The following is a 24,745-nucleotide window of genomic DNA, read 5'->3' on the forward strand; positions in this document are numbered from 1 at the left end:
AATATCTTGATGTCAAGACACTCGAATTCAAGAGACTTCATGTCGACAGACCCTCTACACTGATCCACATGGAGGACGAGGTCGACCGACTGGTCGCAGCATGGCGCCGGGAGCGCCCCGACCTCGACGTGGAACCACTCGAGGTGCTCAGTCGCGTCTCCCGCCTGGCCCGCCATCTCGACCGCGCCCGCCGCATAGCGTTCGCCGAGCACAACCTGGAGCCGTGGGAGTTCGACGTACTGACCTCGCTGCGCCGCGCCGGGCCCCCGTACCAGCTCTCCCCCGGGCAGCTGCTGACCCAGACCCTGGTCACCTCGGGCACGATGACCAACCGTATCGACCGGCTCACCAAGAAGAACCTCGTCGAGCGGCTCCCCGACCCCAGCGACCGGCGCGGTGTCCTGGTCCGGCTGACCGCCGAGGGGCGCGACAAGGCCGACCAGTCGCTGGCCGGGCTCCTCGACCAGGAGCGGGCCATCCTCGGCGAGCTCTCCCGTCATCAACGCGGTGAACTGGCCGGGCTGCTACGCCGGTTGACTGCCCCGTTCGACAACACCCCCGGATAGCCGGACCGCTACGGGCTCCGCCGGACCGACCCCGGCCCGCCGGGCGAGCGCCACGGCGGCCAGCGTCGAGTGGACCCCGAGCTTGCCCAGCACGTTCTGCATGTGGGTGCGGACCGTGTGCGGGGAGAGGAACAGCCGCTCCGCGACCGCCTTCCTCCCCAGCCCCGCCACCATGCAGCGCAGCACCTCGCGCTCGCGGGGCGTCAGGGACTCCACCAGCTGCTCGCTCTCGGTGCGGTGCTTGCGGTCCGTGGTCAGCTCCCGCAGGACCCCGGTCAGCAGGGCGGGCGGCAGATGCGTCTCGTCGCGCAGCACGCCCCGGATCACCGTGAGCAGCCGCTGCAGCGAGCAGTCCTTGGCCACCCACCCCGAGGCCCCCGCCTGGAGCGCCCGGGCGGCGCACCGCGGGTCGTCCTTCTCCGCGAGTACCACCGAGCGCAGGCCGGGCCGGGCGGCGTGGACCACGGCGACCAGCGAGATGCCGTCGACGAGGGCCGCCTCCTCCTGCCGGGGCACGGGGAGCGCCGGAACACCGCCGGTGGACAGGGAGCCGCCGTGGGCCAGGGCGCCGAGCTCGGCGTCGACCAGGATCACGTCGTACGGGCGTGCCTCGGCGGCCGCGCGCTCCAGTGCGCGCAGCGCGGCCGGGCCGCTGCCCGCCGCCGCCACGTCCACGTCCGCTTCGGCGGCGAGGGCCGCCGCGAGCGATTCGGCGAAGATGCGGTGGTCGTCGACCACCAGAACCCGGATTCGAGCCACAGAGAGACCCCCATCTGCGGGGGCGGACAGCCGCGGGTACGGCGTCCGGAGCATCCGGCCGACCCGTGGCCAGCCTTCCGGGTGGACCGTGGTGGGCCGACCGCCGTCGTCCGCACCGCCTGCCACCCCGCTCCGGGCACCGTACCCGACTCTCTCGCCCCCTGATTCGACACCGGCCCCCACCGGTGTTGGGATCAGCGTACGGGCGGGGACCGGAGGGGGAAGGCGATTCGCGGAACTGATGGCCCGGGGCGGATACCGGGGTGTTTATGGTGGGGTTCATGTTCCGTCTTGAGACAGAAGTGGACAAAGAACGTCACCGTCTGCTGAGCAAGCGCCTGCAGGAGGACAACGTCGCGGCCTCCGACGGCCTGCGCGCACTGCTCTCCACCTCCGCCGAGCACGAAGTCCCGCTGGAGGTGTGGGCGTTGGACGAGCAGGGCACGGTCGCCGGCGGGCTGACCGGGCGGACCTGGGCGTACTGGCTCCATGTCGACCTGCTCTGGGTCGACGCCCGCCACCGCGGCTCCGGCCTCGGCTCACAGCTGCTCGCCGAGGCCGAGCGGGTGGCCCGCACGGAGCGGGCCTGTACCCGCTCCCGGCTGGAGACGTGGGACTTCCAGGCCCCGGACTTCTACCGGAAACAGGGGTACGAGGAGATCGGCCGGGTCGAGGACTACCCGCCCGGCGTCACCGAGTTCATCCTGATCAAGCGGCTCTGAACAGCCCCGCCCGTAAGCCGGTTCAGCTCAGACGGCGCGCTCCCGCCGAGGGGGTCGCGGCGAAGATCCCCGGCGCCGCGTGCCCCGCCGCGGCGAACGCCTTCGTGACGGCCTCGGCCACCGCGTCGGCCTGCGCCGCCTCCACCAGCACGATCGCCGAGCCGCCGAAGCCCCCGCCGGTCATCCGCGCCCCGAGCGCCCCGGCCTCCCGCGCCGCCGCGACAGCGAGGTCCAACTCCGGGCAGGAGACCCGCAGATCGTCGCGGAGCGAGCGGTGACCCTCGTCCAGTACCGGGCCCGCCGCCCGCACCTCGCCCGCGTCCAGCAGGGCGATGACCTGCTCCACCCGGCGGTTGTCGCCGACGACATGGGTGACGTACCGGATGACGGACTCGTCCGCCCCGGCCTCGGCGAGCGTGGCCAGGGCCGCGTCGAGACCGTCGTACGGGAGGTCGCGCAGGGTGGGTATCCCGAGGAGCCGGGCGCCCTCCTCGCAGCCGGCCCGGCGCTCCGCGTACGCCCCGTCGCCGAGCGCGTGCTTGACCCGGGTGTCGACGACCAGGAGCGTGAGGCCCTGGGCCGCCGGGTCGAAGGGGACCTGGCGCAGGGTGAGGTCGCGGGTGTCCAGGTGCAGGGCGTGGCCCTCGGTGCAGCAGGCCGACGCCATCTGGTCCATGATCCCGCAGGGCACGCCCACGAAGTCGTTCTCGGCGCGGCGCCCGATCACGGCCAGTTCGGGCCCGCCCAGGCCGAGGTGGAACAGGTCGTTCAGCGCGAGCGCCGTGACGGTCTCCAGGGCGGCGGAGGAGGAGAGCCCGGCGCCGGTGGGGACGGTGGAGCTCAGCGCGATGTCCGCCCCGGTGACCGGGTGGCCGGCCTCGCGCAGCGCCCAGACCACGCCCGCCGGGTAGGCGGCCCAGCCGTGGCCGGAGTGCGGGGCCAGCTCCTCGACGCGCAGGGAGACGACGCCGCCGGGCACGTCGGAGGAGTGCAGCCGCAGGACGCCGTCGGTGCGCGGGGAGACGGCGGCGCGGGCGGTGTGCGGGAGGGCGAGCGGCATGACGAAGCCGTCGTTGAAGTCGGTGTACTCGCCGATGAGGTTCACCCGTCCGGGTGCCGCCCAGACGCCGTGGGGTTCACCCCCGTACAGCTCGGTGAAGGTGGCGGCGGGGACGGGACCGGATGCCTCGGCGGTCGCGACGGTCTCGGTCATGGGGTGGTGGACTCCTCTCGGCGGGCGAACTGCCAGGCGTCGGCGATGATTCCGGCCAGGTCGGCGCGGGAGGGCTGCCAGCCGAGGCGTTCGACGGCGGTCGCGGCGGAGGCGACGAGGACGGCCGGGTCACCGCCGCGGCGCGGGGCGGGGGCCTCGGGGATCGCGTGGCCGGTGACCTTGCGGACGGTCTCGATGACCTCGCGTACCGAGAAGCCGTTGCCGTTGCCGAGGTTGCAGATGAGGTGCTCGCCGGGGGCGGCCGCGTCCAGGGCGAGGAGGTGGGCCTCGGCGAGGTCGGCGACGTGGATGTAGTCGCGGACGCAGGTGCCGTCGGGGGTGGGGTAGTCGTCGCCGTAGACGGAGATCGACTCGCGCTCGCCCAGGGCCACTTGGAGGACGAGCGGGATGAGGTGGGACTCGGGCGTGTGGCGCTCGCCACAACTCCCGTACGCCCCGGCCACGTTGAAGTAGCGCAGCGAGACGGCGGCCAGGCCGTGGGCGGTCGCCTCGCCGCTGATCATGTGGTCGACGGCGAGCTTGGAGGCGCCGTACGGGCTGGTGGGGGCGGTGGGGTCGGCCTCGGTGATGGGGCTGGAGACCGGTTCGCCGTAGGTCGCGGCGGTGGAGGAGAAGACGAGGGTACGGACCCCGTGCTCACGCATGGCGGCGAGGAGGGCGGTGGTGCCGCCGACGTTGTTGACCCAGTACTTCTCCGGGTCCACGACGGACTCGCCCACCTGGGAGAACGCGGCGAAGTGGAGGACCCCGTCGTAGGAGGGGTCGAGGTGGCGGGCGGCGTCCTGGATGCGGCCCTCGATGAACGTGGCGCCGGCCGGGACGCCGACGCGGAAGCCGGTGGAGAGGTCGTCCAGGACGGTGACCGCGTGCCCGGCCTCCAGCAGGTGCTGGGCGACCACACTGCCGACGTAACCGGCACCACCGGTGACCAGGTACTTCTTCTTCGGGTCGCGCACGTTCCGGGGGTTGCTCACTGGCTCGCTACCTCTCGCAGTCGCTGGGCCGCGGCTTCCGGCGGCACGTCGTTGATGAACACACTCATGCCGGATTCGGAACCCGCGAGGAACTTCAGCTTGCCGGAGGTACGGCGAATGGTGAAAAGCTCCAGATGCAGGGCGAAGTCCTCCCGTCCGGGAACCCCGAACGGTGCCTGGTGCCAGGCGGAGATGTACGGGGTCGGCGGCTCGCCGGGTCCGAAGATCCGGTCGAAGCGCCTCAAGAGTTCCAGATAGACCTGTGGGAACTCTGTACGCGCCGCCTCGTCGAGTGCGGGCAGGTCGGGAACGCGGCGGCGGGGATGCAGGTGGACCTCGTAGGGCCAGTGCGCCGCGTACGGGACGTAGGCGATCCAGTGGTCGGTGGCGAGGACGACCCGGGTGCCGTCCTTCTCCTCGCGGGCGACCACGTCGTCGAAGAGGTTGCCCCCGGTCTCCTCGCGGTGGTGGGCCGCCGAGCGGAGCATGAGCTCGGTGCGGGGCGTGACGAAGGGGTAGCCGTAGATCTGGCCGTGCGGGTGGCCGAGGGTGACGCCGATCTCGGCGCCGCGGTTCTCGAAGCAGAAGACCTGGGTGACCTGGTCGAGCGCGGAGAGCGCGGCGGTGCGGTCGGTCCAGGCGGCGAGGACGAGCGCGGCCCTTTCCTCGGTGAGGCCGGCGAAGGACGCGTCGTGGTCGGAGGTGAAGCAGACGACCTCGCAGCGGCCGGAGTCGCCGGCGAGGGAGGGGAAGCGGTTCTCGAAGACGACGACGTCGTAGTGGCTGTCGGGGATCTCGCCGAGGTGCCCGTCCCGCGTGGGGCAGAGCGGGCAGGAGTCGGCCGGCGGGTGGTAGGTGCGGGCCTGGCGGTGCGAGGCGACGGCGACCGCGTCACCGAGCAGCGGGTCGCGGCGGATCTCCGAGGAGGTCGACACCGCGTCCAGCGGGCGCCGGTCGACGGCGTCGCGGACGGTGCCGTCCGCCGAGTCGTAATAGATCAGCTCACGGCCGTCGGCCAGGCGCGTAACCGTCTTCTTCACCAAAGTCCTCCACCCGTCCCCCAACCAACATAAACGCCCATAACAAATCACAACCCAACACTCTCGTCAATGGTCGCCACCGCCACGGGCCACCCGTGACGCCGCCACATGGGATGCCCGGGCATTCCGCCGCACTCGATCACGATCGAACAAGAACCAAACGAGACTGTTCTCGTTCTTCAACGTCCCGATGCTCGCGAGGGAGGGCCCGGCCGCCGTGCCCGCAGGGGCACTACGTCACCCGCTCCGGCCGGGGACGTACGGCCCCTGGCGCGTGCCCCCGTGGTCGCCGTCGCCCGCCGCCCGGTCCAGCAGCCCCGTACGGGCCGCGAGGGCGGCCGCCTCCAGCCGGGAGCCGACGCCCAGCTTCATCAGGACCCGCTGGACGTGCGTACGGGCGGTGCTCGGCGCGATCCGCATCCCGGCCGCGATCAGCCGGGTGTCCTCGCCCTCGGCGACCCGCAGCAGGACCTCCGCCTCGCGCGGGGTCAGCATCCGGAGCAGGCGGCGGCCCTCGTCGTCGGGCCGGGCCGCCGGGTTGAGCAGCTCGGCGAAGGCGCCGTGCAGCAGCTGCGGGGCGACGGCGCTCTCCCCCGCCCGCGCCTTCAGTATCGCCCGCTCGACGCCCTCGATGCGCTCGTCGTGCCGGACGTACCCCGCGGCCCCGGCCGCGAAGGCCGCGGCGATCCCGCGCGGGCTCGGCACCGGGCCGAGGACCACCACCGCCACCTGCGGGCGCTCCTGGCCGATGCGCACGATCGGGTCGAAGACCCCCGGCGCGGCGGGCGACGCCGTACCGAAGAGGCAGACCTCCGGGGCCCTGCTGACCACCAGCTCCGCCGACCCGGACGTCGGGGCGGCCGCCGCGAGCACCCGGTGCCCGCGCAGTTTCAGCGCCGAGGCGAGTGCCTCGGCGAGCAGGCGGTGATCATCGACCACCATGAGCCGCACGCTCATCGATCAAGCTCCCAAGTGCCCTCGTACGCCCTGGATATCGGCCCCCCGGGCTCCTGCCCCGGCAACGTACACGCTTGTTCGACGCCTTGTGCCCCTTACGGGGGAGAAGCTCCCCGGAGTGCCGAATTCTGCGTCATTCGGAGTCACTTGAAGACCGAGCACCTGGCAGAAAACGATCAGCCCTGCCAGTCGGTGATCAACTGGCAGGGCTGTCGGGGAACTTACGGAGTGACGCGGGGCGGTCAGTCGGTGCGGAAGCCCACCGCGAGGTAGAGCTTCTCGTCCGCCTGGCTGTCGCGGCGCTCGCTGATCAGCTGCTTCGAGAGGAAGAGGCGGCCCTCGCCGTAGAGGACTTCGGAGCGGTCGGCGCTGAACGCGGTCTCCGCGTCCCGTACCGACTCGTCGCCCGGGTTCTCCATCAGCAGCGTCTGCTTGAAGGTCTCCCCGTCGATGGAGACGACCTGGCCGCCTTTGTCGTACGGGGGCCGCTTGTACGCGATGACGTTCGTGCCGTCCATCCGGAGCGGGACCAGGCTGTAGCGGTCACCCGCGTCGGCCCGGCCGCCGAGCAGTTTGCCGGTGGTCAGGTCGAAGGCGACGACCTCGTTGGTGTCGCCGTACTCGCTCGTACCGTCGTGGTCCTCGGTCGGCACGTAGAGCCGGTTGTTGCCGACGACCGCCGCACTGCAGCTCTCGACATCGGTGGAGCCGCAGCGCGCCGCGTACTTCTCCGCGTCGGCGGAGATCCGCACGATCAGCTTGCCGGTCGCCGCGTCGATCGAGAAGAAGTCGGAGATGCCGCTGCCGTCGTTGGCGGTGTCGCCGACGTTGGCCGCGACCACCAGCGGCTTGGTGGAGACGATGGACGCGTAGTCGACGCCGGCGGGCATCTGGTACGAGGAGAGCGGTGCGCCGGTCGCCGGGTTCAGCGCCTGGATCTGGAGCTGCGGGCTGTCGTACGAGCCGCACTTGCGCACCACGGCGAGGGCTTCGCCGCCCCCGTACCCCATGTCGTAGCAGCGGTCGGCGCCGACCTTCGGCTTCCAGAGCTCGGCGCCGGTCGTCAGTTCGAAGGCCGCGCCGCCCGAGGTGCCGCCCGCGGCCACGGTGGTCCCGCTGAGCGTGACCTCGTCGAACTGGACCGGCCGGTCGCCGCCGGTGGCGGCGGTGACGGACTTGCTCCACAGGAGCTTGCCGACGGCCAGGTCGACCACGCCGACCTGGTTGCACGCGGGGTACTTCTTCTCCTTGGTCGGCTTGCCCTCCTTGAAGAGGATCGCCGACTTGTAGTCCTTGGTCATGTGGCGGGAGGCGCCGCAGACCTCGCCGGGGACCGGCACGGACCAGAGCTCGGTGCCCTTGTCCCGGTCGTGGGCGACGACCTCGTTGACGCCGGACTTCACGTACGCCTTGTCGGTGAGCCAGGAGCCCTTGACCGAGGTGACGTCGGCGACCTCCGGCTGCGGGAGCTGGAAGGCGACCTTGGAGCCGGTGTTGCCGGGTGCCTTCTCGCTGCCACCGGCCAGGCCGCCGCCCTTGCCCTCACCGCCCGTACCCTCGCCGCCACCGGTGGAGCCGGACGTGGAGGCCTGGTCGCCCTTGTCGCCGTCGTCCTTGGTGGAGGTGTAGACGACGGCCGCGCCGATGATCAGCACCACGGCGACGGCCGCGGCGACGATGATCTGCATCTGGGTGCTGAACTTCTTGCCGCCGTCGCCCGGGCCGGGCTGCGGAGCGCCGTACATCGGCTGGGTGGGGTAGCCGTAGCCCTGCTGCGGCATGCCGGGCTGGCCCGGGTAGCCGGGCTGCCCCGGCTGGCCAGGGGCTCCTTGCGGGTAGCCGTAACCGGGCTGCTGGGCCTGCGGGTAGCCGTACCCGTTGGGCTGCGGGGCCGGCGGGGTCGGGTAACCGCCCTGCGGCGCGCCGTAGCCTCCGGCGGGCGGGGTGGGCGGCGCCGCGGGCGGGGGCTGCTTGGCGAAGGGGTCCGCGGGCGGCGGGGTGGGCTCACCGAACCCACCGGGCGGCGGGTCCTGCGGGGCACCGAATCCGCCGGAGGGCGGGCCGGCGGGAGGACCCGCCGGGGGCTGGTTCGGCGGCTGGGGCTCGTTGGGCGGCTGCTGCGGCGGCTGGGTCATCGCGTACGTACCTCGGAAGATGTGTGGGGGCTGGGTCGCGTCCGGCCGAAAGGGGCCGGCCGCCTTCGGATGCCGTCGTGCGCGGTCACTTGGAGAACACCAGCGCCGTCGCCTGCTCCATCTCGCCGTCGTCGCTGCCGGAGATGCGCTTGGGGAGGATGAAGGAGCGGCCGTCCCGGTACACGGTGTTCAGGCCCCCGAAGAGGCTGTTCTCGATCCGGTTGGTCCCCTCCGGGTGCTGGAGCAGGACGCTGGTGGAACCGCCCGTCGGCGGGATGGTGAGGATGGCGCCGGGCTTGTCGTACCGGGGCTCCGCGTAGAGCAGCACCTTGCCGCCCTCCATCCCGATCGGGCTCACGGTGCGCTCGGCCGGGGCGGGCACCGTCCACTTGGGCTTGCCGGTGTTCAGGTCGAAGGCGACGACCTTGTTCGTCCGCGCGGAGCCGGTGGTGTCGGTCTTGGTGGCCATGTAGAGGGTGCTGGCGTCGGCGGCGACCCCGGAGCACCCTTCGAGCTGCTGGCCGAAGATGCTGAGCAGGCCACCGCAGTTGGCGGTGACCAGGTCACCCTTGGCGGGGCTCATCTGGGACCGGAGCTTGCCGTTGTCGGTGAACGCGGCGACCGACCACTGCTTCTTCTTCTTGTTCTCCAGCGAGACCACGAGCGGGCTCACCGAGTAGGTCTTCTTGATCTCCCAGCCGCGCGGCGGCTGGTAGGTCCACTTGGCCTTGCCGGTGACCGGGTCCAGCTCCTGCAGCTGGTGCTGCGGGTTGTCGACGTCGTCGTTACGGCAGTTGGCGGCGGCGATCAGCTTCGGGCCGCCGGCGAAGGCGAAGGTCCTGCAGTTGCCGGTGGGGGTGCCGAACAGCTGCTTGCCGTCGCTGACCCGGTAGGCGCTGGAGTAGCTGGTCCGCCCGGCGGTGACCGTGTTCCCGCTGATGGCGAGGCCTATGTCGGAGATCAGGTCGAAGGCACCGCTCTTCTTGACCTCGGACTTCCAGCCGGCCTTGCCGGTGTTGAGGTCGATCATCTGCATCACGGAGCACGTGGACCGGTCCGTGGTGCCGTTCTGGATGCCGATGACGATCTTGCCGTCGGGGGAGGTCGTGTTGGGGGTGGCGCAGATGTCGGCGGGGAGCGCGACGGTCCACTTCTTCTTGCCGTCGGCGACCGAGTAGCCGGAGATCCCGCGGTACAGGGCCGTGACCACCGTGTCGCCGACGAACCAGGGGCCGCGGATCTCGCCACCGTTGCGCGGGAGGTCGACCTCGTTCTTCTGGAGCCAGGCGACCTTGGCCTCGCCCGGCTTGCGCCCGGCGTTGAGGTCGTCGTCCGTCTCCCGGCCACCGCCGGTGCCGTCGCCCTCGTCGACGGAGGGGGACGCGCTGGGCGCCTCGGAGCCCTTGGCGTCCTCGCTGGGGCCCGCGACCGGCTTCTTGGGGTCGTCGCCGCTGTCGCTCACCACGTACCAGGCGCCCGCGCCGACGAGCAGGACGACGGCGACCGCCGCCGCGGCGAGGACGCCGGTCTTCCCCTTGAAGGGACCGCCGCTGCCGCCGGATCCGCCTGGGGCGGGAACGCCGGGATACTGCTGCTGCGGGTAGCCGTAACCGGGCTGCGTGGGCTGGCCGTAGGGGCCGGGGGCCGGCTGGCCGTAGCCGCCGGGACCGGGCTGGCCGTAGGGGCCGGGCTGCTGACCGTACGGGCCGGAGGGCTGCTGGCCGTACGGGCCGGGGGCCTCGCCGGGCGCCTGTCCCGGCGCCTGGGGGTAGCCGTAGCCGGGCTGTGGGGCCGGGGGCGTCTGCGGGTAGCCGTACGCCGGGCCGCTCGGGGGCGGCGTCGGCGGCGGGCCGACCGGCGCCTGCGGCGGCTGGGCCGGGGCCGGCGGCTGGTCCTGCGGCGGCTCCTGCGGAGCTCCGAAGCCCCCCTGCGGCGGTTGCTGGCTGGGCGGCTGGCTCATCAGCACGTCCCCCTTCGTGCGGTCCGGTGCCCGATCCGGTCTCCCCCGCGATTCCGGGAGGGTTCAATTCCCCTCGGAAAGGAGCGAATCGGGCATGGCTTCCGCGGTGTTGCGACAGTCGGGCGGGGCTTCTTTGTACCACCCACCCGCTGTCGAACACGGGATCGGTCCACCCCCTGTTCCCAAGGGAGAACCGCGCTGTGATGCGCCCGTTACGACCGGCGGAAAGTGACGGTCAGTCACCGAGGTCGGCGTCGCGCGGACCCGCCCCTCCGTGCCGGGCCGCTCTCAGGCGTCCTCGGCCAGTTCCAGCCAGCGCATCTCCAGCTCGTCGCGCTCGGTGACGAGTTCACGGAGTTCGGCGTCGAGCCCCGCGACCTTCTCGAAGTCCGTGGCGTTGTCCGCGATCCGCTTGTGCAGCGCGGTCTCCCGGGTCGAGAGCTTGTCGAGCTGCCGCTCGACCTTCTGGAGCTCCTTCTTCGCGGCGCGGGCCTCCTGCGCGGAGACGGCGGGTGCCGCCGGGGCGGCGGAGGAGCCACGCGAAGGGGCGGGGGCGGCGGAGGGGGTGGCCTCCTCCTCCATCCGCCGCCTGCGCTCCAGGTACTCGTCGATGCCGCGCGGCAGCATGCGCAGGGCTCGGTCGCCGAGGAGCGCCATGACCTTGTCCGTGGTGCGCTCGATGAAGAACCGGTCGTGGGAGATCACGATCATCGACCCGGGCCAGCTGTCGAGGAGGTCCTCCAGCTGGGTGAGGGTCTCGATGTCCAGGTCGTTGGTGGGCTCGTCGAGGAAGAGGACGTTGGGCTCGTCCATCAGCAGCCGCAGGATCTGGAGGCGGCGGCGCTCACCGCCGGAGAGGTCGCCGACGGGCGTCCACTGCTTCTCCTTGGTGAAGCCGAACTGCTCGCAGAGCTGGCCCGCCGTCATCTCGCGGCCCTTGCCGAGGTCGACCCGGTCGCGGACCTGCTGGACGGCCTCCAGGACCCGGAGGTTCGGGTTGAGCTCGGAGACCTCCTGGGAGAGGTAGGCGAGCTTGACGGTCTTGCCGACGACGACCTTCCCGGCGGCGGGCTGCTCGTCGCCCTGCGTACGGGCGGCCTCGGCCAGCGCGCGCAGCAGCGAGGTCTTGCCCGCGCCGTTGACGCCGACCAGGCCGACGCGGTCGCCGGGTCCGAGCTGCCAGGTGAGGTGGGTGAGGAGGGTCTTGGGCCCGGCCTGGACGGTCACGTCCTCCAGGTCGAAGACGGTCTTGCCGAGGCGGGCGTTGGCGAACTTCATCAGCTCGCTGGTGTCGCGCGGGGGCGGCACGTCGGCGATGAGCTCGTTGGCGGCCTCGATGCGGTAGCGCGGCTTGGAGGTGCGGGCGGGGGCGCCGCGGCGCAGCCAGGCCAGCTCCTTGCGCATGAGGTTCTGCCGCTTGGACTCCTCGGTCGCGGCGATCCGCTCACGCTCGGCGCGGGCGAAGACGTAGTCGCTGTAGCCGCCCTCGTACTCGTGGACCGTGCCGCGCTGGACGTCCCACATGCGGGTGCAGACCTGGTCCAGGAACCACCGGTCGTGGGTGACGCAGACGAGCGCCGAGCGCCGGGTCCGCAGGTGGCCCGCGAGCCAGGAGATGCCCTCGACGTCGAGGTGGTTGGTGGGCTCGTCCAGGACGATCAGGTCCTGCTCGTCGATGAGGAGCTTCGCCAGCGCGATACGACGGCGCTCGCCGCCGGAGAGCGGGGCGATCACGGTGTCGAGCCCGTGCTCGAAGCCGGGCAGGGCGAGCCCCCCGAAGAGCCCGGTCAGCACGTCGCGGATCTTCGCGCTGCCCGCCCACTCGTGGTCGGCGAGATCGCCGATGACCTCCTGGCGGATGGTCTTCGCCGGGTCCAGGGAGTCGTGCTGTGTGAGGACACCGAGGCGCAGCCCGCCGTTGTGGGTGACGCGGCCGGTGTCCGCGTCCTCCAGCTTGGCGAGCATCCGGATGAGGGTGGTCTTGCCGTCGCCGTTGCGGCCCACGACACCGATCCGGTCGCCCTCGGACACCCCGAGGGATACACCGTCGAGCAGGGCACGGGTGCCGTACACCTTGCTGACCTGCTCGACATTGACCAGATTGACGGCCATTTCACTCCTGCCTGGGGGGTTGATCGACCTTCCCAGGGTACGGCGCGGCGGAGGGGGCGAGGTGTGCGGTCTCGCCAGTAGGCACGTGCAGTACAGTTTCCTGTACGTACAGGATGACGTACAGGAGGCGCAGCATGAGGACCATGACCTACACGGAGTCAAGGGCGAAGTACGCCGAGACCCTGAGCGCAGTCGTGGACGACCGCGAAGAGGTCGTGGTCACGCGCGCCGGCCACGAGCCCGTGGTGATAGTGGCGCTCGACGAGTACGAGTCCCTCAAGGAGACCGCGTACCAGCTCCGGAGCCCGGAGAACGCCCGTCGGCTGCTGGCTTCGATCGACCGCCTGGAGAGCGGCGGCGGCACGGTACAGGAGCTTGCGGAGTGAAGTTCGTGTGGGACCAGTCGTCGTGGGACGACTACGTCTGGTGGCAGAGCCAGGATCGCAAGATTTTCAAGAGGATCAACGCGCTGCTCCAGGACATCGCCCGGAACGGCAACGAAGGAATGGGCAAGCCGGAACCTCTGAAGCACGGCTTTCACGGGTACTGGTCCCGCCGCATCACCGACGAGCACCGGCTCATCCACAAGGTGGTCGATGACGAGGTCCGCGTCGCTGCCTGCCGCTACCACTACGGTCGCTGACGCGCGCCCCGCCCCCTCCCCGCCCGCTCCACCAGCAGCCAGCCGCACAGAGTCGTCGCGACGGCGGCCGGGGCGGTGACCGGGACCGCGATGAGCAGGGCCGTGCGGCCCTCCAGCAGGCCGGCGAAGCCGACCATGGAGAGGCCGAGCACGCCGAGCAGGCAGAGCGTCGCGCCGAGGGCGGCGAGGGGGCCGTGGCCCTGAACGCCTGCGGCGGGCGCCGGGCGTTCGAAGGTGCGGAAGGTGGCGACCAGGGCCGCGGTGAGAACGGCTGCGGCGACCAGGCGGAGCGGGGTCTGGGCCCACCAGGCGGCGGTGGCGGGTTCGGGGAGCGGGAGGTCCAGGGCGAGCATCGCCCCGTACACCCCGAGCATCGCCGTGAGGTGCCAAAGGAACGCGGTCATCGCCACCCCGTTGGCGGCCACCACCGTGCGCCAGGCGCGGGGGCGCGCCAGCAGGCGGGCAGCGGGAGCGCGGAGCAGCTCGACCGCGCCGACCAGCCAGAGGCCGTGGCAGAGCAGGGCGAGGGTGGGCGGGGCCATGTTGCTGACCTTCTCGCCGGGCATCCCGACCATGGAGAGCGGGTAGGGCCCGAACGCCACCAGGGCCAGGGCGGTGATCAGGCCGCCCCCGGCGAGCAGGGCGGGGCGGCGGAGGACGGAGAGGCCGGGACCGGCGCCGAGGCGGCCGTCGGCGCGCAGGAAGCCGAGCTGGTGGACCGCGAGCCAGACGAAGGCGAAGTTGAGGAACTCGACGTACGGGACTCCGGCCGCGAACCGGAGGACGTCCACGGCCGCCGCCGCACCCGCCAGCCCGGCGAAGGCGCCCCAGCCGTAACGCTCGTGCAGCCTCAGCAGCGGCGGGGTGAACGCCACCATCGCCAGGTAGATCCCGATGAACCAGAGCGGCTGGGTCACCAGCCGCAGGGTGACATCGGTCAGCCCGCCGCCTCCGCCGAGCAGCTGGATCAGGAGAGCGGCCGCACCCCAGACCAACACGAAGACCATGGTGGGGCGCAGCAGCCGCTGGAGCCGGACCCGCAGAAAGGCGGCGTAGACGGAGTCCGTGGAGCCCTCGGGGCGCTTGCGGAGCAGGGAGCGGTACGACAGCGCGTGCGCGAACCCGCCGACGAAGAAGAACACCGGCATGATTTGGAGCAGCCAGGTCAGCGGCTGGAGCGCCGGGACGACGGCGAGCAGGTTGCCGACCCCGTCCGGGGTGACGGCCGCCATCATCCAGTGGCCGAGCACGACCGCGGCGAGCGAGGCGACGCGCAGCAGGTCGACGTAGCGGTCCCGGGTGGCGGGGGTGGCCTCGGCGAGTACGCGAACTGGTGATCCCATGGTCATACGTTCGCGGCGGGCGGGGGTGGAGCGGCAGGGTACGGGTACTCAGCTCGGCTCCTGAGTACGCGGGATGAGGCGCGACGACGGTGGAGCGGGAGAGTTCCGGGCAGCTCTTCCGCGTACCGCGTGGGAGATCCGGGCAGACCTTCTTCGTACCGCGGATGGATCTGGACGGGTCCGCGCTTGCCGCGTGGACGACGACAGAAGCCACCGCTGTTCCCGAGAAGCGGAGTACCAGCACCGTGCGGATCCCTCGCTGCCTCGCCCCCTCAGCCCTCGTCGGCGTGCTCGCTCTGGCCGGATGCTCGGGTGGTACGCAGACCGACGACAACACACCGGTAACCGCGCCCGCCACCGTGGGGACGACCACGACCACGACCACGGCTACGGCTTCGACCGCCCCCACGGACGCCCCGACCCCCACGTCCGATCCGGCCATGCCCGCCCTGCACGGCAAGACCTACGAGCAGGCGCAGGCGGAGTTCACCCGCCGGGGCATATCCGCCGCACGTCTGACGGCCGCCGCCCAGCACAAGGACGTCGCCCTCCCCCGGGACCACGACAGCTGGTACGTCTGCGAGACCAGCCCCCGGCCCGGCGCCCCGCTCACGGGCACCACCACGGTCACCGTCAGGCTCGCGAAGGACTTCAGCGACTGCACGACGAGCTTCAACGGCTACCTGTACGAGAAGAACGACCCGGCCTCCGCACCCTGAGCGGCTTGCCGGAACGGCAAGTTCTCGCCTGCTCAACCACCTGGCGTACGTCGAGCGCGCGATCTTCCTCGGGGACCAGGTCACCGACTGGCAGGCCACGTTCCGGGCGGCGCCGACGGACAGCGTGGCCGAGGTCGTCGCCCGCTACCGTACGGCGGTCGAGAGCGCGAACGCCGTCCTCGACGGATGCACCGACCTGGCCGCACCGGTTCGCCGGCCGGATTCGGGCAAGCCCGCGCCCAGCGTCCGGTGGGCGCTCGCCCACATGATCGAGGAGACCGGCCGGCACGCCGGGCACGCGGACATCCTGCGTGAACTGGTCGACGGTTCGACGGGCCGCTGAGCGGCCGGCTCCCGCAGGGGCTTACGCCGTCACCACGTGCGCGCCCGGCGCCGGAGCCGGCGCCACCCGCGCGTTCCGGCAGGTCCCCGACGCCAGCAGCGCGTCGGCCACCTTGAGGGCCGCCGACTCGTCCGCGACCAGGAACGCCGTCGTCGGCCCGGATCCGGAGACCAGGGCGGCCAGCGCCCCCGCCTCCGTGCCCGCGGCCAGGGTGGCGGCGAGGGAAGGGCGCAGGGAGAGCGCGGCGGGCTGGAGGTCGTTGCTCAGGGCCGCCGCGAGTGCGCCGGAGTCACCGGAGCGCAGGGCGGCCAGCAGCGCGGGCGAGGCGGTCGGCTCGGGGACGTCGGTGCCGGCCGTGAGGCGGTCGAACTCCCCGTAGACGGCGGGCGTGGAGAGGCCGCCGTCCGCCACCGCGAAGACCCAGTGGAAGGCCCCGCCCACCTCGATCGGGGTCAGCTTCTCGCCGCGTCCGGTGCCGAGCGCGGCCCCGCCGACCAGGCTGAACGGCACGTCGCTGCCCAGCTCCGCGCAGATGGCCAGCAGCTCGTCGCGGCTCGCGCCGGTCCCCCACAGGGCGTCGCACGCGACCAGGGCGGCCGCCCCGTCGGCGCTGCCGCCCGCCATGCCGCCCGCGACCGGGATGTCCTTGGCGATGTGGAGGTGGACGGCGGGCGTGATGCCGTACCGCTCGGCCAGGGCCACGGCGGCACGGGCGGCGAGGTTGGTGACGTCCAGCGGGACCTGGGCGGCGTCCGGGCCTGAGCAGGTGATGCGCAGCTCGTCGGCGGGAGTGGCGGTGACCTCGTCGTACAGGCCGACGGCGAGGAAGACGTTGGCCAGGTCGTGGAAGCCGTCGGGGCGGGCGGCACCCACGGCGAGCTGGACGTTGACCTTGGCGGGAACGCGGACGGTGACTGCGGCGCTCATAGCGACACCTCCGGCTTGTTCTCCGCGATCGCCGCGAACTCCTCCACCGTCAGCGCCTCCCCGCGCGCCTGCGGCGAGACCCCGGCGGCGACCAGGGCCGCCTCGGCGGCCGGCGCGGAGCCGGCCCAGCCGGCGAGGGCCGCGCGCAGCGTCTTGCGGCGCTGGGCGAAGGCCGCGTCCACGACGGCGAAGACCTCGGCGCGGGACGCGGTGGTGTCGATGGGCTCCGCGCGGCGGACGAGCGAGACGAGCCCGGAGTCGACGTTCGGGGCGGGCCAGAAGACCGTACGGCCGATGGACCCGGCGCGCTTGACCTCGGCGTACCAGTTGGCCTTCACCGACGGCACGCCGTAGACCTTGTTGCCCGGGCGGGCGGCCAGCCGGTCGGCGACCTCGGCCTGGACCATGACGAGGGTCCGCTCGATACTGGGGAACCGCTCCAGCATCGTGAGCAGGACGGGCACGGCCACGTTGTACGGGAGGTTCGCGACGAGCGCGGTGGGCGCGGGGCCCGGCAGCTCAGTGACCAGCATGGCGTCGGAGTGGACGAGGGCGAAGCGGTCGGCGCGCTCCGGCATCCGGGCCTGGACCGTGGCGGGCAGCGCGGCCGCGAGCACGTCGTCGATCTCGACCGCGATCACCCGGTCCGCCGCCTCCAGCAGCGCCAGGGTCAGCGAGCCGAGCCCGGGGCCGACCTCGACGACGGTGTCGTCCGGGCGGACCTCGGCGGTGCGCACGATCCTGCGGACCGTGTTGGCGTCGATGACGAAGTTCTGACCGCGCTGCTTGGTCGGGCGTACGCCCAGCTTCGCTGCCAGGTCGCGGATGTCTGCGGGGCCCAGGAGGGCGTCGGGCTCTGTGCTGCTCACCCGGTAAGCCTACGGCCGCAGTGCGGCCACGGACTCGCCCCCCGCTGCACGTAGAGCTTCTTCGCCCGGTACGTCTGCTCGGCGGCGGGCGCGTCCTGGGGCCGCCCGCTGCCGCCGAGGGACTGCCAGGTCCGGGTGTCGAACTGGTACAGCCCGCCGTAGGTACCGCTCGGGTCCACCGCCCCCGGCCGCCCGCCCGACTCGCAGGCGGCGAGCGCCGACCAGTTCAGCCCGTCCGCCCCGGCGACCGAGGCGGGCCGCTGCCGGGTGCCGGTGCGCACGACGCGGCTGACCGGCCGGTGGACCAGCTCCTCGCCGGTCCTGCGGGGCTTCTGCCGTACACCGTTGACGGTCCGGACGGCGTACGTGACGCGGCGCACGCCGTTGCGCCCCGCCCGCTCCACCCGCTCGACGCCCCGGAACAGCTCGGGGTCCTCGCTCCGTTCGACGGCGTACGGGATGCTCTCCTCGCGCACCTCGCGGGAGTCGGTGATCCGCAGGACGGAGACCGTCCGGCCGTCGCGCGGGAAGCTCGCGGGGTCGACGGAGGTGGTGTCCTGGCCGTGCAGGGTGATGCCCGCCTGGGCGAGGGCCTCGCCGACGGTGGCGGCGTTGGTGCGCAGGGTGCGCTCCTGGCCGTCGGCCATGAAGGTCACGGTGCGTTCGGTGCGGACGGTGAGGGTGAGACCGGTGCGGGCGATCCGGGCGGAGGGGGAGGCTGAGAGGTACGCCCCCTCGGCACGGATCCCGAACTCGCGCAGGGCCCCCTCCACGGTGTCGGCGGTCGTCCACACCCGGCGGTGGTGCCCGTCGAGGGTGAGGTCGACGGGGCGGCCGTAGCGGACGGTGACCTCGTCGCCGTGGTCCAGTCCGGTGCCGGGGGCCGGGGAGATGTGGTCGTGGGCGCCGACGGTGACGCCCTCGTCCGCCAGGAGCTCGGTGACGTCGTCGGCGAAGGTGTGCAGGGTGCGGGGCGTGCCGTCGACGTCCAGCAGGACCGCCTTGTCGTTCGCGACGAACGCGGTCGTGCCGCCGGCCAGGAAGGCGACGACGAGGGCCTGCGGGACGAAGCGGCGGAAGGTGTCGGGGTTCGCCGCGAACGTACGGCGGCGCTTGGCGGCCCGCCGGGCGTCGGCGCGGGTGGGGCGTGGGCGGGGCACGACGGACGGCGGCCCGGCGAGCGGGGTGTCGACCACGGTCGGCGGGTGGGCGGCTCGTGGTGCGTAACCTTCCACGAGGACCCCGTCGGCTACCGTCAGCTGCTCGTGGAACCCGCCGGCGAGGGCGTCGGGGAAGGTGTCGGGGAAGGCCACCGGCGCCGGGGCGGGAGGCGGCGGCGCCAGTGCCGTACGCCGTCCGCCGCGCGCCGCCCGGTGACTGCCCTGCGAAGTGCTCACGCCACTCCCGAAGATCCGCCCGCCACCCCCCTGTGCGCCGGGGACGATAGCGGAGCTCCGGTGACTCTCCAAAGCGACACGACTACACACCGTCGCGGAGAGTGTGCGATGCGGGTTCAGAAGTCGAACGCGCGTGCCGTGTTGTCGTAGATCGCGGCGGCCAGCGTGTCCTCGTCCAGCCCCTTCACCTCGGCCATGGCGCGGAGCGTGACCGGGATGAGGTAGGGGGCGTTGGGCCGTCCGCGGTACGGGGCGGGGGTGAGGAAGGGCGCGTCCGTCTCGACCAGGACCAGCTCGGTGGGGGCGACGGCGAGCGCGTCGCGCAGCGGCTGGGCGTTCTTGAAGGTCATGTTGCCGGCGAAGGACATGAAGTACCCGGCCCGCGCGCAGAGCCGGGCCATGTCGGCGTCGCCGGAGTAGCAGTGGAAGACGGTCCGCTCGGGCGCGCCCGCGTCGTGAAGGACCCGCAGGACGTCCGCGTGCGCGTCCCGGTCGTGGATGACCAGGGCCTTGCCGTGCCGCTTGGCGATCTCGATGTGGGCCCGGAACGACTCCTCCTGGGCGGCGATGCCCTCGGGGCCCGTACGGAAGAAGTCCAGTCCGGTCTCGCCGACCCCGCGCACGTGGTCGAGGGCGGCGAGCGCGTCGATCTCCGCCAGCGCGTCGTCCAGCGCCGCCTTGCCGCCGGGCTCCCGGGCCCCCTGCCGCGCGGTGCCGTCCGGGTCGCCGTGGACGATGCGCGGGGCCTCGTTCGGGTGCAGGGCGACCGAGGCGTGGACGGCGGGGTGGGCGGCGGCGGTCTCGGCGGCCCAGCGGGAGCCGGCCACGTCACAGCCCACCTGGACCACCGTCGTGACGTTCACCGCGGCGGCCCGGGCGAGGGCCTCCTCGACGGTTGTGTCCTGCATGTCCAGGTGGGTGTGGGAGTCGGCGACCGGGACCCGGAGGGGTTCGGGCAGCGGCGGGGCTTCGGTACGGCTCATGCGGACGACTCTACGAGGGCCCGGTGCACCGGCGTACGAGGACCGGGGTCCACGCGCGGGGAGGCGCCACCGGTGGCACCGGACCCGGCCCTCACACGCGTGTCACCTGCGGTGGAAGGGGTGGAGCAGGTCGGACAGCCGCCAGTGGCGGTCGGAGGAGCGGGCGGCCGGGACCTTCTCGGCGTCCGGGACCCCCGCGGCGTCCGGGACCCTCGGGGCGCCCGGCTTCGTGCTCCGCGAGCCGTGCAGGAGCTGCTGGGCACCGGCCACCCGGCCGGCCCGCATGATGCGCACCACGTGTCCGTCGCAGTTGGCACAGGTGGGCGTGGAGAGCGGGGACGGCACACGCTCACCGTCGGCCTTGTAGACGACGAACTCGTGACCGTGGACGTCCACGTGGTGCTCTATCTCGTAGGACTGCTCCCAGCCGTACCCGCACCGCATGCAGGCGAAGGCGTACGCCTCATGGACGGTGCTCGCTGCGATCTCGCTCATACCCGCTCCTCTTGTCCGCCGGTCAGGCACTCCGGGGGAGGCCGACCCGCCCGAGGGTTTCGAGCAGGTGGCCCGTTCCTTCCAGTGGACACCCGCGCAGGGGCGGACGCACCAGCTCAGAGCCGATATTGGTGCGTTCTTGGCCTCCTTTGGCCGCCCTTTGCCGCCGCATGGCCCGCGACAGGCCGGCCCGTGACCGAGGACAGGGCAGCCCGTGACCGACGGGCAGGACAGCCCGTGACCCGCGGACCACCGAGCGCCCCCGACGCGCCCGCCACCCGGAGTGAATGCGCCCGCGCACCACCCCCGCCCGCCCCCCGAAACCTCCCGAATTCCCCACCTCTTATCACCCGCTCGCCGCATGAATTCACTATTCAATTGAATCCCCCATTACCACGGATGCCGGACCTCGATTTGCGGCGCCCCCATTTCTCCCTTTCACTCGGAACGTACGTCAAGCGTGACTCGGTACGTACATCAACCCGATTTCCCACCGGATGGGGAGTACCCATGTACACCACGGACACCACTGCCACCGACATCGAGCTCGACCTCGACGCCGCACTCAACCCGGGCGAGGTCGAAGGTCTGTACCGCGACTCCCGCGAGTGCGCCTTCCTCGCGCTTCTCGCCGGCGGCGGCGCCCTGCTGCTTTCGCCTCCGACCCCGCGCCCGAAGAAGGGCTGAACGTCGGAACATGGACCAGACACATGCTTCGTCCCCGCTCGCGGGTGCCGTGCATGACCTGGCGACAGAGGTGGTCCTCGCTCTTCGGAGCGGGGACCACCTCGCCACGGTATGCGGCGCGGCAGGAATCGACGAGGAGAACCGGACCGGAATCGCGGCCGCGCGGGTGATCGGTGCCGATCTGCTGTTGCCGAGCGTTCTGTACGGGCGTCATCCGCATCCCGGGGACGTCGCCGTGCTCGACCGGGCGGTACGGGAATTCCCGCCCAAGCCCGGTGCTCCGGCCGCCACGGCCTGGAGCCACTGGCACATGATCTCCACGCTCCAGCGCATGGCGCGGCCTCCGGGCACGACCGGCACAACCGGGCCGACCAGCACAACCGCGGCGACCGGCGCGGCCGGGACGTACGAGGAGCCCGACGCCGCCTGGCTGGAGCAGGCGCCCTGGCAGTCCTTCACCCACCAGCTCTCGGTCCTCGCCCCCCTCGCCGTGCCGGCCGCCCCCTCGGCCGTGCAGCGGGCCGCGGCGACGCGGGCGGTCGACCTCTCGCGCGGCTTCGTCCGTGCGGTGCGGCGGCGCGACTGGCTCCAGGCGGCGGGCGCGGGCCGCTGGCTCGCGGCGATCGGCGGCGAGCCGGCGACCCTGGGCCTGGAGCGCGGCCTGGACTTCGTCGAGCTGATGGGCGGCCACGATCCCCGTGTCACCCTGCACGTCCGGGCGGCCCGGCTGATGGCCGAGGCGAGGGCGCGATGACGACGACCGCGACGCAGGGGCCCAAGGGGCGCCCGGATCCCGGCAGCCGCCCCGGTGTCCCGCCCCGCCCGGCCACCCACGCCCACCCCGGTCCGGCACACCCCGGCCAGGCCCAGCGGGGCCGCGCCGCCCCCGGCGCCGCGCTCGCCGTCCTCCCGCACGTCCTGCGCACCGCCCTCGCCTGGACCGACGAGCACCGGGCGGAGTTCGCGCTCCCCGACGACGTCCTGGACCCCCGCACCCAGGTCAACGCCACCCTCAAACCCCTCGGCGAACTGGCCCAGCTCTGCTCCACTGTCCGCGCCACCACCGCCCCCGGCACCCCGGAACACGAGGTGGCCGGGGACCTCGTCACGTACGCCTGGGAGCAGGTGTCCCGAGGCGCCCTGCTCCTGGAGCTGCTCCGAGCGGAGCCCTTCGCGGCCTACCCGTACGAGATCTACGCCGCCTTCGCCGGGTACGGGCTGCGCCACGAGGGGTTCGAGGCGCTGGCCCGCCCGCTCACCGCGACCCGCGCCTGGGCCCACACCGAGCAGCACGCCAACCGGCAGCTCGGGCTGATCAACTCCGAGCGTCGGGTGGGAGTGGTGACCCACACGGACGCCGGCGGGGTCCTGTCCCGGACCTGGCTGGGCGGTCTGTCGGAGCCGTGGACGTTCGAGGGCCCGTCCGGCTACGCGCTGACCCACACCGTCTTCCACCTCACCGACTGGGGCCGGATGCCCGACCGGGTGCCGGAGAAGACGGACGCGTACCTGCGTACCTGGCTGCCCGCGTGGGCCGACGGCTGCCTGGAGAGCGGCCAGTGGGACCTCACGGGCGAGCTGCTGGCGGTCGGCGCCTCGCTGCCGGGCCCGGCGCCGCTGGAGCTGCTGGACGCGGTGTGGCCGGTGCTGGCCGACGTCCAGCACTCCACCGGCTGCGTGCCGGAGACCGGCGTACCGGTCCACGAGGACGCGCCGGACCCGTATCCCTTCATCGACTGCTACCACTCCACGCTCGTCACGGCCTTCGCTGCGGCTCTCTCCTCGCGGTCGTTGCGGCGGACGGACAAGACGACTCCCGGCCGGGAAGGGCACACCCCATGACCAGCGGAAACACCGGCATCCAGCAGATCCACGACGTCGGGGCGAAGGCCCTGGGCTGGCTGTACGAGCACCGCGAAGGGTTCCGTCTGGAGACCGACCCGGCCCCGGAGGCGGGGATGCTGGACCGGTTCAAGCCGCTGGGCGAGCTGGCGCTGATCGGCAAGGTCATCTTCCGCGAGGGCGTGGCGGGCTCGCAGCAGTCGGCGCTCGCCCACAAGCTCCTGGACCACGCCTGGCACGAGCTGCTGGGCTCCGGGACCCGGCTGCTGGAGGGCCAGCGGCGCGAACCGCTCTCGCCGGTGCCGCTGGAGGTCTACGTACCCTTCCGGGAGCTGGGCTACCGGCAGCCGGACCTGGAGTCCGCGATCCGCCTCAACCACCGCCTGGCCAGCTGGGCGGGGCTGGAGGTGCTGCCGGTGCGGCGGCTGGGGCTGAGCGCGATCGAGCGGCGGTTCGGAGTGGAACCGAGCGTTCCGGAGACGGCGGCGCTGGCGCACACCTGGCTGGCGCGGCGGCCCGAGCCGTGGACGGTCGAGGGGCACATCGGCTACGACATCACGCACACGGTCTTCCACCTGACGGACTGGGGCGAGAAGCCGGCGGACCTCCCCGTCGACATCGCCGAGTACCTGGAACTCTGGCTTCCGGCCTGGCTGGACGACTGGCTCGACCTGAAGCGCTGGGACCTGCTGGGCGAGTTGCTGGTGGTGGACGCGTGCCTGCCCTCCCCGACGCTGGACACGGCGGCCTGGCAGGGGTTCGCGCAGGCGCAGCAGCCGGACGGGGCGATGCCGGTGGTGGGCGGGATGCCGGAGGGCGACGAGGAGTCGGTGTTCGACCTGGTCTACCACCCGACGCTGGTCGCCGCGTTCGCCTCGGCGCTGGCGATGTCCCGCGCGCTGTCCGACCTGAGCGCCGAACCGGCTCCGGCATGACGGACGTGACGGCGGCGCCGGTGACGGCCAACGGCTCCTCGGCCACCACCGCCCGCCTTCTGGCCGAGGCGGCCGGGCGGATCGACGCCCCGGACGTGGTGCTCGCGATGAGCCGGAGCGCAGTCCGTACGGTCCACACCGGCGGCAGCGCGGAGCCGGGCCCGGTCGCCCGCGAGCGCCTGCACCACGAACTGGGCTCGGCGTCCAAGCCGTTCGCGGGGCTGCTGCTGGCCCGGCTGGTGGCACAGGGCCGGGTACGGTACGAGGACCGGGCGGCGGACCTGCTGGCCCCGGGCCTCCCGGTCCACCCGGCGGTGCGGCGGATCACGCTGCGCCATCTGCTGACCCACACGTCGGGGCTGCCGGGCCTGCCCGCCGACTTCTACCCGCGGGCGGTGCCGCGCTGGTCGACGGACCCGTACGGCAACTACCCGGCGGACCGGGTGGTCCGGGCCTTCCTCCGCGCCCGCCCGCGCCACCACCCCGGCACGCGCTGGCACTACTCGAACTTCGCGGTCTCCGTCCTCGGCCACACCCTGGCCGCCGCCACCGGAACCCCGTGGGAGGTGCTGCTGCACCAGCAGGTCCTGGCCCCGCTGGGCCTGGAGGCCACGCTGCTGCGCCCGGGCCCGGACGGCACCGACGCCACGGGCCACCGCCGCGACGGCACCCCGCTGCCGGCGCTGGACACGGGCGGCTTCACGGCGGCGGGAGCGCTCCGATCGTCACCGCTGGACCTGCTGACGTTCCTGGAGGCGCATGTGGGGGTGGCGCCAGGAGCGGATGTGGGAATGGCGGCCGGCGCTTCGGGCTCCCCGACCGACCCGACCCTGGCCGTCGCGCTCGCGGAGGTGACCCGCCCGGTGCTGCGGCGCGGCTGGCGGCACGCGCACACCCACACGCTGACGTGGTTCCAGCACCCGTCCCCGTACGGCCCTGTCCTCTTCCACGCGGGAGCGACCCTGGGCCAGCAGGCGTTCCTCGGCTTCCGCCCCGGGACGGGCCTGGCGGTGGTGGCGACGGCGACGCGGCGGGTGCACCGGGCGGACACGTTCGTGGCGACGGCGTACGGACTGCTGACGGAAACGCCGTAAGTACGCCGA

General features: G+C 72.7%; 24 protein-coding genes and 1 pseudogene. 11 read left to right on the forward strand and 14 right to left on the reverse strand.

The genetic code is table 11. From position 1 onward, the window contains the following. Positions 1–68 precede the first annotated feature (68 nt). Positions 69–566, forward strand: coding sequence for a MarR family winged helix-turn-helix transcriptional regulator (locus AMK21_RS18870; protein WP_073879416.1), 498 nt, complete (start codon positions 69–71; stop codon positions 564–566). Here AMK21_RS18870 and AMK21_RS18875 read toward each other — a convergent pair. Next, positions 525–1,325 carry a LuxR C-terminal-related transcriptional regulator gene (locus AMK21_RS18875; RefSeq protein ID WP_073879418.1) on the reverse strand — a complete coding sequence of 267 codons (801 nt, stop codon included), beginning with the start codon at positions 1,323–1,325 and terminating at the stop codon, positions 525–527. The two genes, AMK21_RS18870 and AMK21_RS18875, sit on opposite strands and share 42 nt — an antisense overlap. 281 nt (positions 1,326–1,606) lie before the next feature. Between AMK21_RS18875 and AMK21_RS18880 the strand changes: the two genes are divergently transcribed. Continuing rightward, positions 1,607–2,047 carry a GNAT family N-acetyltransferase gene (locus AMK21_RS18880; RefSeq protein ID WP_073879884.1) on the forward strand — a complete coding sequence of 147 codons (441 nt, stop codon included), beginning with the start codon at positions 1,607–1,609 and terminating at the stop codon, positions 2,045–2,047. 22 nt (positions 2,048–2,069) lie between these two features. Here AMK21_RS18880 and galK read toward each other — a convergent pair whose 3' ends face one another. The 7 genes from galK to AMK21_RS18915 form a co-directional block, all read right to left on the reverse strand. Beyond that, on the reverse strand, positions 2,070–3,260 hold the full coding sequence (galK, locus tag AMK21_RS18885) for a galactokinase (protein ID WP_073879420.1): 1,191 nt from the start codon (positions 3,258–3,260) through the stop codon (positions 2,070–2,072). Further along, positions 3,257–4,255: a UDP-glucose 4-epimerase GalE gene (gene galE / locus AMK21_RS18890; RefSeq protein WP_383853864.1), complete on the reverse strand. Its 999-nt coding sequence runs from the start codon at positions 4,253–4,255 to the stop codon at positions 3,257–3,259. The genes galK and galE overlap by 4 nt, the downstream gene beginning before the upstream one ends. Then, entirely contained in the window at positions 4,252–5,295 is a 1,044-nt protein-coding gene (gene galT / locus AMK21_RS18895) for a galactose-1-phosphate uridylyltransferase (RefSeq protein ID WP_073879422.1), read from the reverse strand. Before galT ends, galE begins: the two co-directional genes overlap by 4 nt. 237 nt (positions 5,296–5,532) lie before the next feature. Beyond that, a complete protein-coding gene (locus tag AMK21_RS18900) occupies positions 5,533–6,252 on the reverse strand; it encodes a response regulator transcription factor (RefSeq protein ID WP_073879424.1) in 720 nt (239 codons plus the stop codon). 242 nt (positions 6,253–6,494) lie between these two features. Further along, positions 6,495–8,387, reverse strand: coding sequence for a PQQ-binding-like beta-propeller repeat protein (locus AMK21_RS18905; RefSeq protein WP_073879426.1), 1,893 nt, complete (start codon positions 8,385–8,387; stop codon positions 6,495–6,497). Positions 8,388–8,472: 85 nt separating this feature from the next. After that, positions 8,473–10,347: a PQQ-binding-like beta-propeller repeat protein gene (locus tag AMK21_RS18910; RefSeq protein ID WP_073879888.1), complete on the reverse strand. Its 1,875-nt coding sequence runs from the start codon at positions 10,345–10,347 to the stop codon at positions 8,473–8,475. Between the two features lie 288 nt (positions 10,348–10,635). Beyond that, positions 10,636–12,459, reverse strand: a complete 1,824-nt coding sequence (locus AMK21_RS18915; RefSeq protein WP_073879428.1) for an ABC-F family ATP-binding cassette domain-containing protein — start codon at positions 12,457–12,459, stop codon at positions 10,636–10,638. 134 nt (positions 12,460–12,593) lie between these two features. Here AMK21_RS18915 and AMK21_RS18920 point away from each other — a divergent pair, with 134 nt between their 5' ends. Together AMK21_RS18920 and AMK21_RS18925 are read left to right on the forward strand one after the other, a co-directional pair. Next, entirely contained in the window at positions 12,594–12,845 is a 252-nt protein-coding gene (locus AMK21_RS18920; protein ID WP_006125193.1) for a type II toxin-antitoxin system Phd/YefM family antitoxin, read from the forward strand. Next, entirely contained in the window at positions 12,842–13,102 is a 261-nt protein-coding gene (locus tag AMK21_RS18925; RefSeq protein ID WP_073879430.1) for a Txe/YoeB family addiction module toxin, read from the forward strand. The genes AMK21_RS18920 and AMK21_RS18925 overlap by 4 nt, the downstream gene beginning before the upstream one ends. Here AMK21_RS18925 and AMK21_RS18930 read toward each other — a convergent pair. After that, positions 13,090–14,445, reverse strand: coding sequence for an acyltransferase family protein (locus AMK21_RS18930; protein ID WP_073879890.1), 1,356 nt, complete (start codon positions 14,443–14,445; stop codon positions 13,090–13,092). The two genes, AMK21_RS18925 and AMK21_RS18930, sit on opposite strands and share 13 nt — an antisense overlap. A 245-nt stretch (positions 14,446–14,690) precedes the next feature. Here AMK21_RS18930 and AMK21_RS37125 point away from each other — a divergent pair, with 245 nt between their 5' ends. Further along, a complete protein-coding gene (locus AMK21_RS37125; RefSeq protein WP_107429949.1) occupies positions 14,691–15,164 on the forward strand; it encodes a PASTA domain-containing protein in 474 nt (157 codons plus the stop codon). Positions 15,165–15,192: 28 nt separating this feature from the next. Continuing rightward, a pseudogene (locus AMK21_RS18940) lies at positions 15,193–15,507 on the forward strand (DUF664 domain-containing protein); the annotation flags it as partial. A gap of 21 nt (positions 15,508–15,528) precedes the next feature. Here AMK21_RS18940 and AMK21_RS18945 read toward each other — a convergent pair. The 5 genes from AMK21_RS18945 to AMK21_RS18965 form a co-directional block, all read right to left on the reverse strand. Then, positions 15,529–16,434 (reverse strand): 4-(cytidine 5'-diphospho)-2-C-methyl-D-erythritol kinase, encoded by a 906-nt coding sequence (locus AMK21_RS18945; RefSeq protein ID WP_073879434.1) that lies wholly within the window; start codon positions 16,432–16,434, stop codon positions 15,529–15,531. Continuing rightward, a complete protein-coding gene (gene rsmA / locus AMK21_RS18950; RefSeq protein WP_073879436.1) occupies positions 16,431–17,303 on the reverse strand; it encodes a 16S rRNA (adenine(1518)-N(6)/adenine(1519)-N(6))-dimethyltransferase RsmA in 873 nt (290 codons plus the stop codon). The genes AMK21_RS18945 and rsmA overlap by 4 nt, the downstream gene beginning before the upstream one ends. After that, positions 17,300–18,616, reverse strand: a complete 1,317-nt coding sequence (locus tag AMK21_RS18955; protein WP_073879438.1) for a resuscitation-promoting factor — start codon at positions 18,614–18,616, stop codon at positions 17,300–17,302. The genes rsmA and AMK21_RS18955 overlap by 4 nt, the downstream gene beginning before the upstream one ends. A 200-nt stretch (positions 18,617–18,816) precedes the next feature. Then, a complete protein-coding gene (locus tag AMK21_RS18960; RefSeq protein WP_073879440.1) occupies positions 18,817–19,683 on the reverse strand; it encodes a TatD family hydrolase in 867 nt (288 codons plus the stop codon). A gap of 102 nt (positions 19,684–19,785) precedes the next feature. Then, positions 19,786–20,178, reverse strand: a complete 393-nt coding sequence (locus AMK21_RS18965; RefSeq protein WP_073879442.1) for a hypothetical protein — start codon at positions 20,176–20,178, stop codon at positions 19,786–19,788. Positions 20,179–20,688: 510 nt separating this feature from the next. Here AMK21_RS18965 and AMK21_RS35450 point away from each other — a divergent pair. Genes AMK21_RS35450 through AMK21_RS18985 form a run of 5 tightly spaced genes read left to right on the forward strand, consistent with a single transcriptional unit; the run spans position 20,689 to position 24,736 of the window. Further along, a complete protein-coding gene (locus AMK21_RS35450) occupies positions 20,689–20,865 on the forward strand; it encodes a hypothetical protein (RefSeq protein WP_199863232.1) in 177 nt (58 codons plus the stop codon). Between the two features lie 10 nt (positions 20,866–20,875). Further along, entirely contained in the window at positions 20,876–21,619 is a 744-nt protein-coding gene (locus tag AMK21_RS18970) for a hypothetical protein (RefSeq protein WP_073879444.1), read from the forward strand. Beyond that, complete coding sequence (locus AMK21_RS18975) at positions 21,616–22,707, forward strand: DUF6895 family protein (RefSeq protein ID WP_073879446.1); 1,092 nt, start codon at positions 21,616–21,618, stop codon at positions 22,705–22,707. The genes AMK21_RS18970 and AMK21_RS18975 overlap by 4 nt, the downstream gene beginning before the upstream one ends. Next, the gene (locus AMK21_RS18980; RefSeq protein ID WP_073879448.1) at positions 22,704–23,642 is read left to right on the forward strand and encodes a DUF6895 family protein; all 939 of its coding nucleotides are present in this window, start codon (positions 22,704–22,706) and stop codon (positions 23,640–23,642) included. The genes AMK21_RS18975 and AMK21_RS18980 overlap by 4 nt, the downstream gene beginning before the upstream one ends. Continuing rightward, entirely contained in the window at positions 23,639–24,736 is a 1,098-nt protein-coding gene (locus tag AMK21_RS18985) for a serine hydrolase domain-containing protein (protein WP_073879450.1), read from the forward strand. Before AMK21_RS18980 ends, AMK21_RS18985 begins: the two co-directional genes overlap by 4 nt. The last annotated feature ends 9 nt before the right edge of the window (positions 24,737–24,745 follow it).

Source organism: Streptomyces sp. CB00316, from assembly GCF_001905595.1.
Classification (GTDB): Bacteria; Actinomycetota; Actinomycetes; order Streptomycetales; family Streptomycetaceae; genus Streptomyces.

Bases quoted from the DNA above. Each gene is read 5' to 3' on its own strand.
- AMK21_RS18870 (WP_073879416.1), top strand. From the start codon at position 69: ATGGAGGACGAGGTCGACCGACTGGTCGCAGCATGGCGCCGGGAGCGC.
- AMK21_RS18880 (WP_073879884.1), top strand. From the start codon at position 1,607: ATGTTCCGTCTTGAGACAGAAGTGGACAAAGAACGTCACCGTCTGCTG.
- galK (WP_073879420.1), bottom strand. From the start codon at position 3,260: ATGACCGAGACCGTCGCGACCGCCGAGGCATCCGGTCCCGTCCCCGCC.
- AMK21_RS18900 (WP_073879424.1), bottom strand. From the start codon at position 6,252: ATGAGCGTGCGGCTCATGGTGGTCGATGATCACCGCCTGCTCGCCGAG.
- AMK21_RS18905 (WP_073879426.1), bottom strand. From the start codon at position 8,387: ATGACCCAGCCGCCGCAGCAGCCGCCCAACGAGCCCCAGCCGCCGAAC.
- AMK21_RS18910 (WP_073879888.1), bottom strand. From the start codon at position 10,347: ATGAGCCAGCCGCCCAGCCAGCAACCGCCGCAGGGGGGCTTCGGAGCT.
- AMK21_RS18915 (WP_073879428.1), bottom strand. From the start codon at position 12,459: ATGGCCGTCAATCTGGTCAATGTCGAGCAGGTCAGCAAGGTGTACGGC.
- AMK21_RS18920 (WP_006125193.1), top strand. From the start codon at position 12,594: ATGAGGACCATGACCTACACGGAGTCAAGGGCGAAGTACGCCGAGACC.
- AMK21_RS18930 (WP_073879890.1), bottom strand. From the start codon at position 14,445: ATGGGATCACCAGTTCGCGTACTCGCCGAGGCCACCCCCGCCACCCGG.
- AMK21_RS18945 (WP_073879434.1), bottom strand. From the start codon at position 16,434: ATGAGCGCCGCAGTCACCGTCCGCGTTCCCGCCAAGGTCAACGTCCAG.
- AMK21_RS18960 (WP_073879440.1), bottom strand. From the start codon at position 19,683: ATGAGCCGTACCGAAGCCCCGCCGCTGCCCGAACCCCTCCGGGTCCCG.
- AMK21_RS18965 (WP_073879442.1), bottom strand. From the start codon at position 20,178: ATGAGCGAGATCGCAGCGAGCACCGTCCATGAGGCGTACGCCTTCGCC.
- AMK21_RS35450 (WP_199863232.1), top strand. From the start codon at position 20,689: ATGTACACCACGGACACCACTGCCACCGACATCGAGCTCGACCTCGAC.
- AMK21_RS18970 (WP_073879444.1), top strand. From the start codon at position 20,876: ATGGACCAGACACATGCTTCGTCCCCGCTCGCGGGTGCCGTGCATGAC.
- AMK21_RS18975 (WP_073879446.1), top strand. From the start codon at position 21,616: ATGACGACGACCGCGACGCAGGGGCCCAAGGGGCGCCCGGATCCCGGC.
- AMK21_RS18980 (WP_073879448.1), top strand. From the start codon at position 22,704: ATGACCAGCGGAAACACCGGCATCCAGCAGATCCACGACGTCGGGGCG.
- AMK21_RS18985 (WP_073879450.1), top strand. From the start codon at position 23,639: ATGACGGACGTGACGGCGGCGCCGGTGACGGCCAACGGCTCCTCGGCC.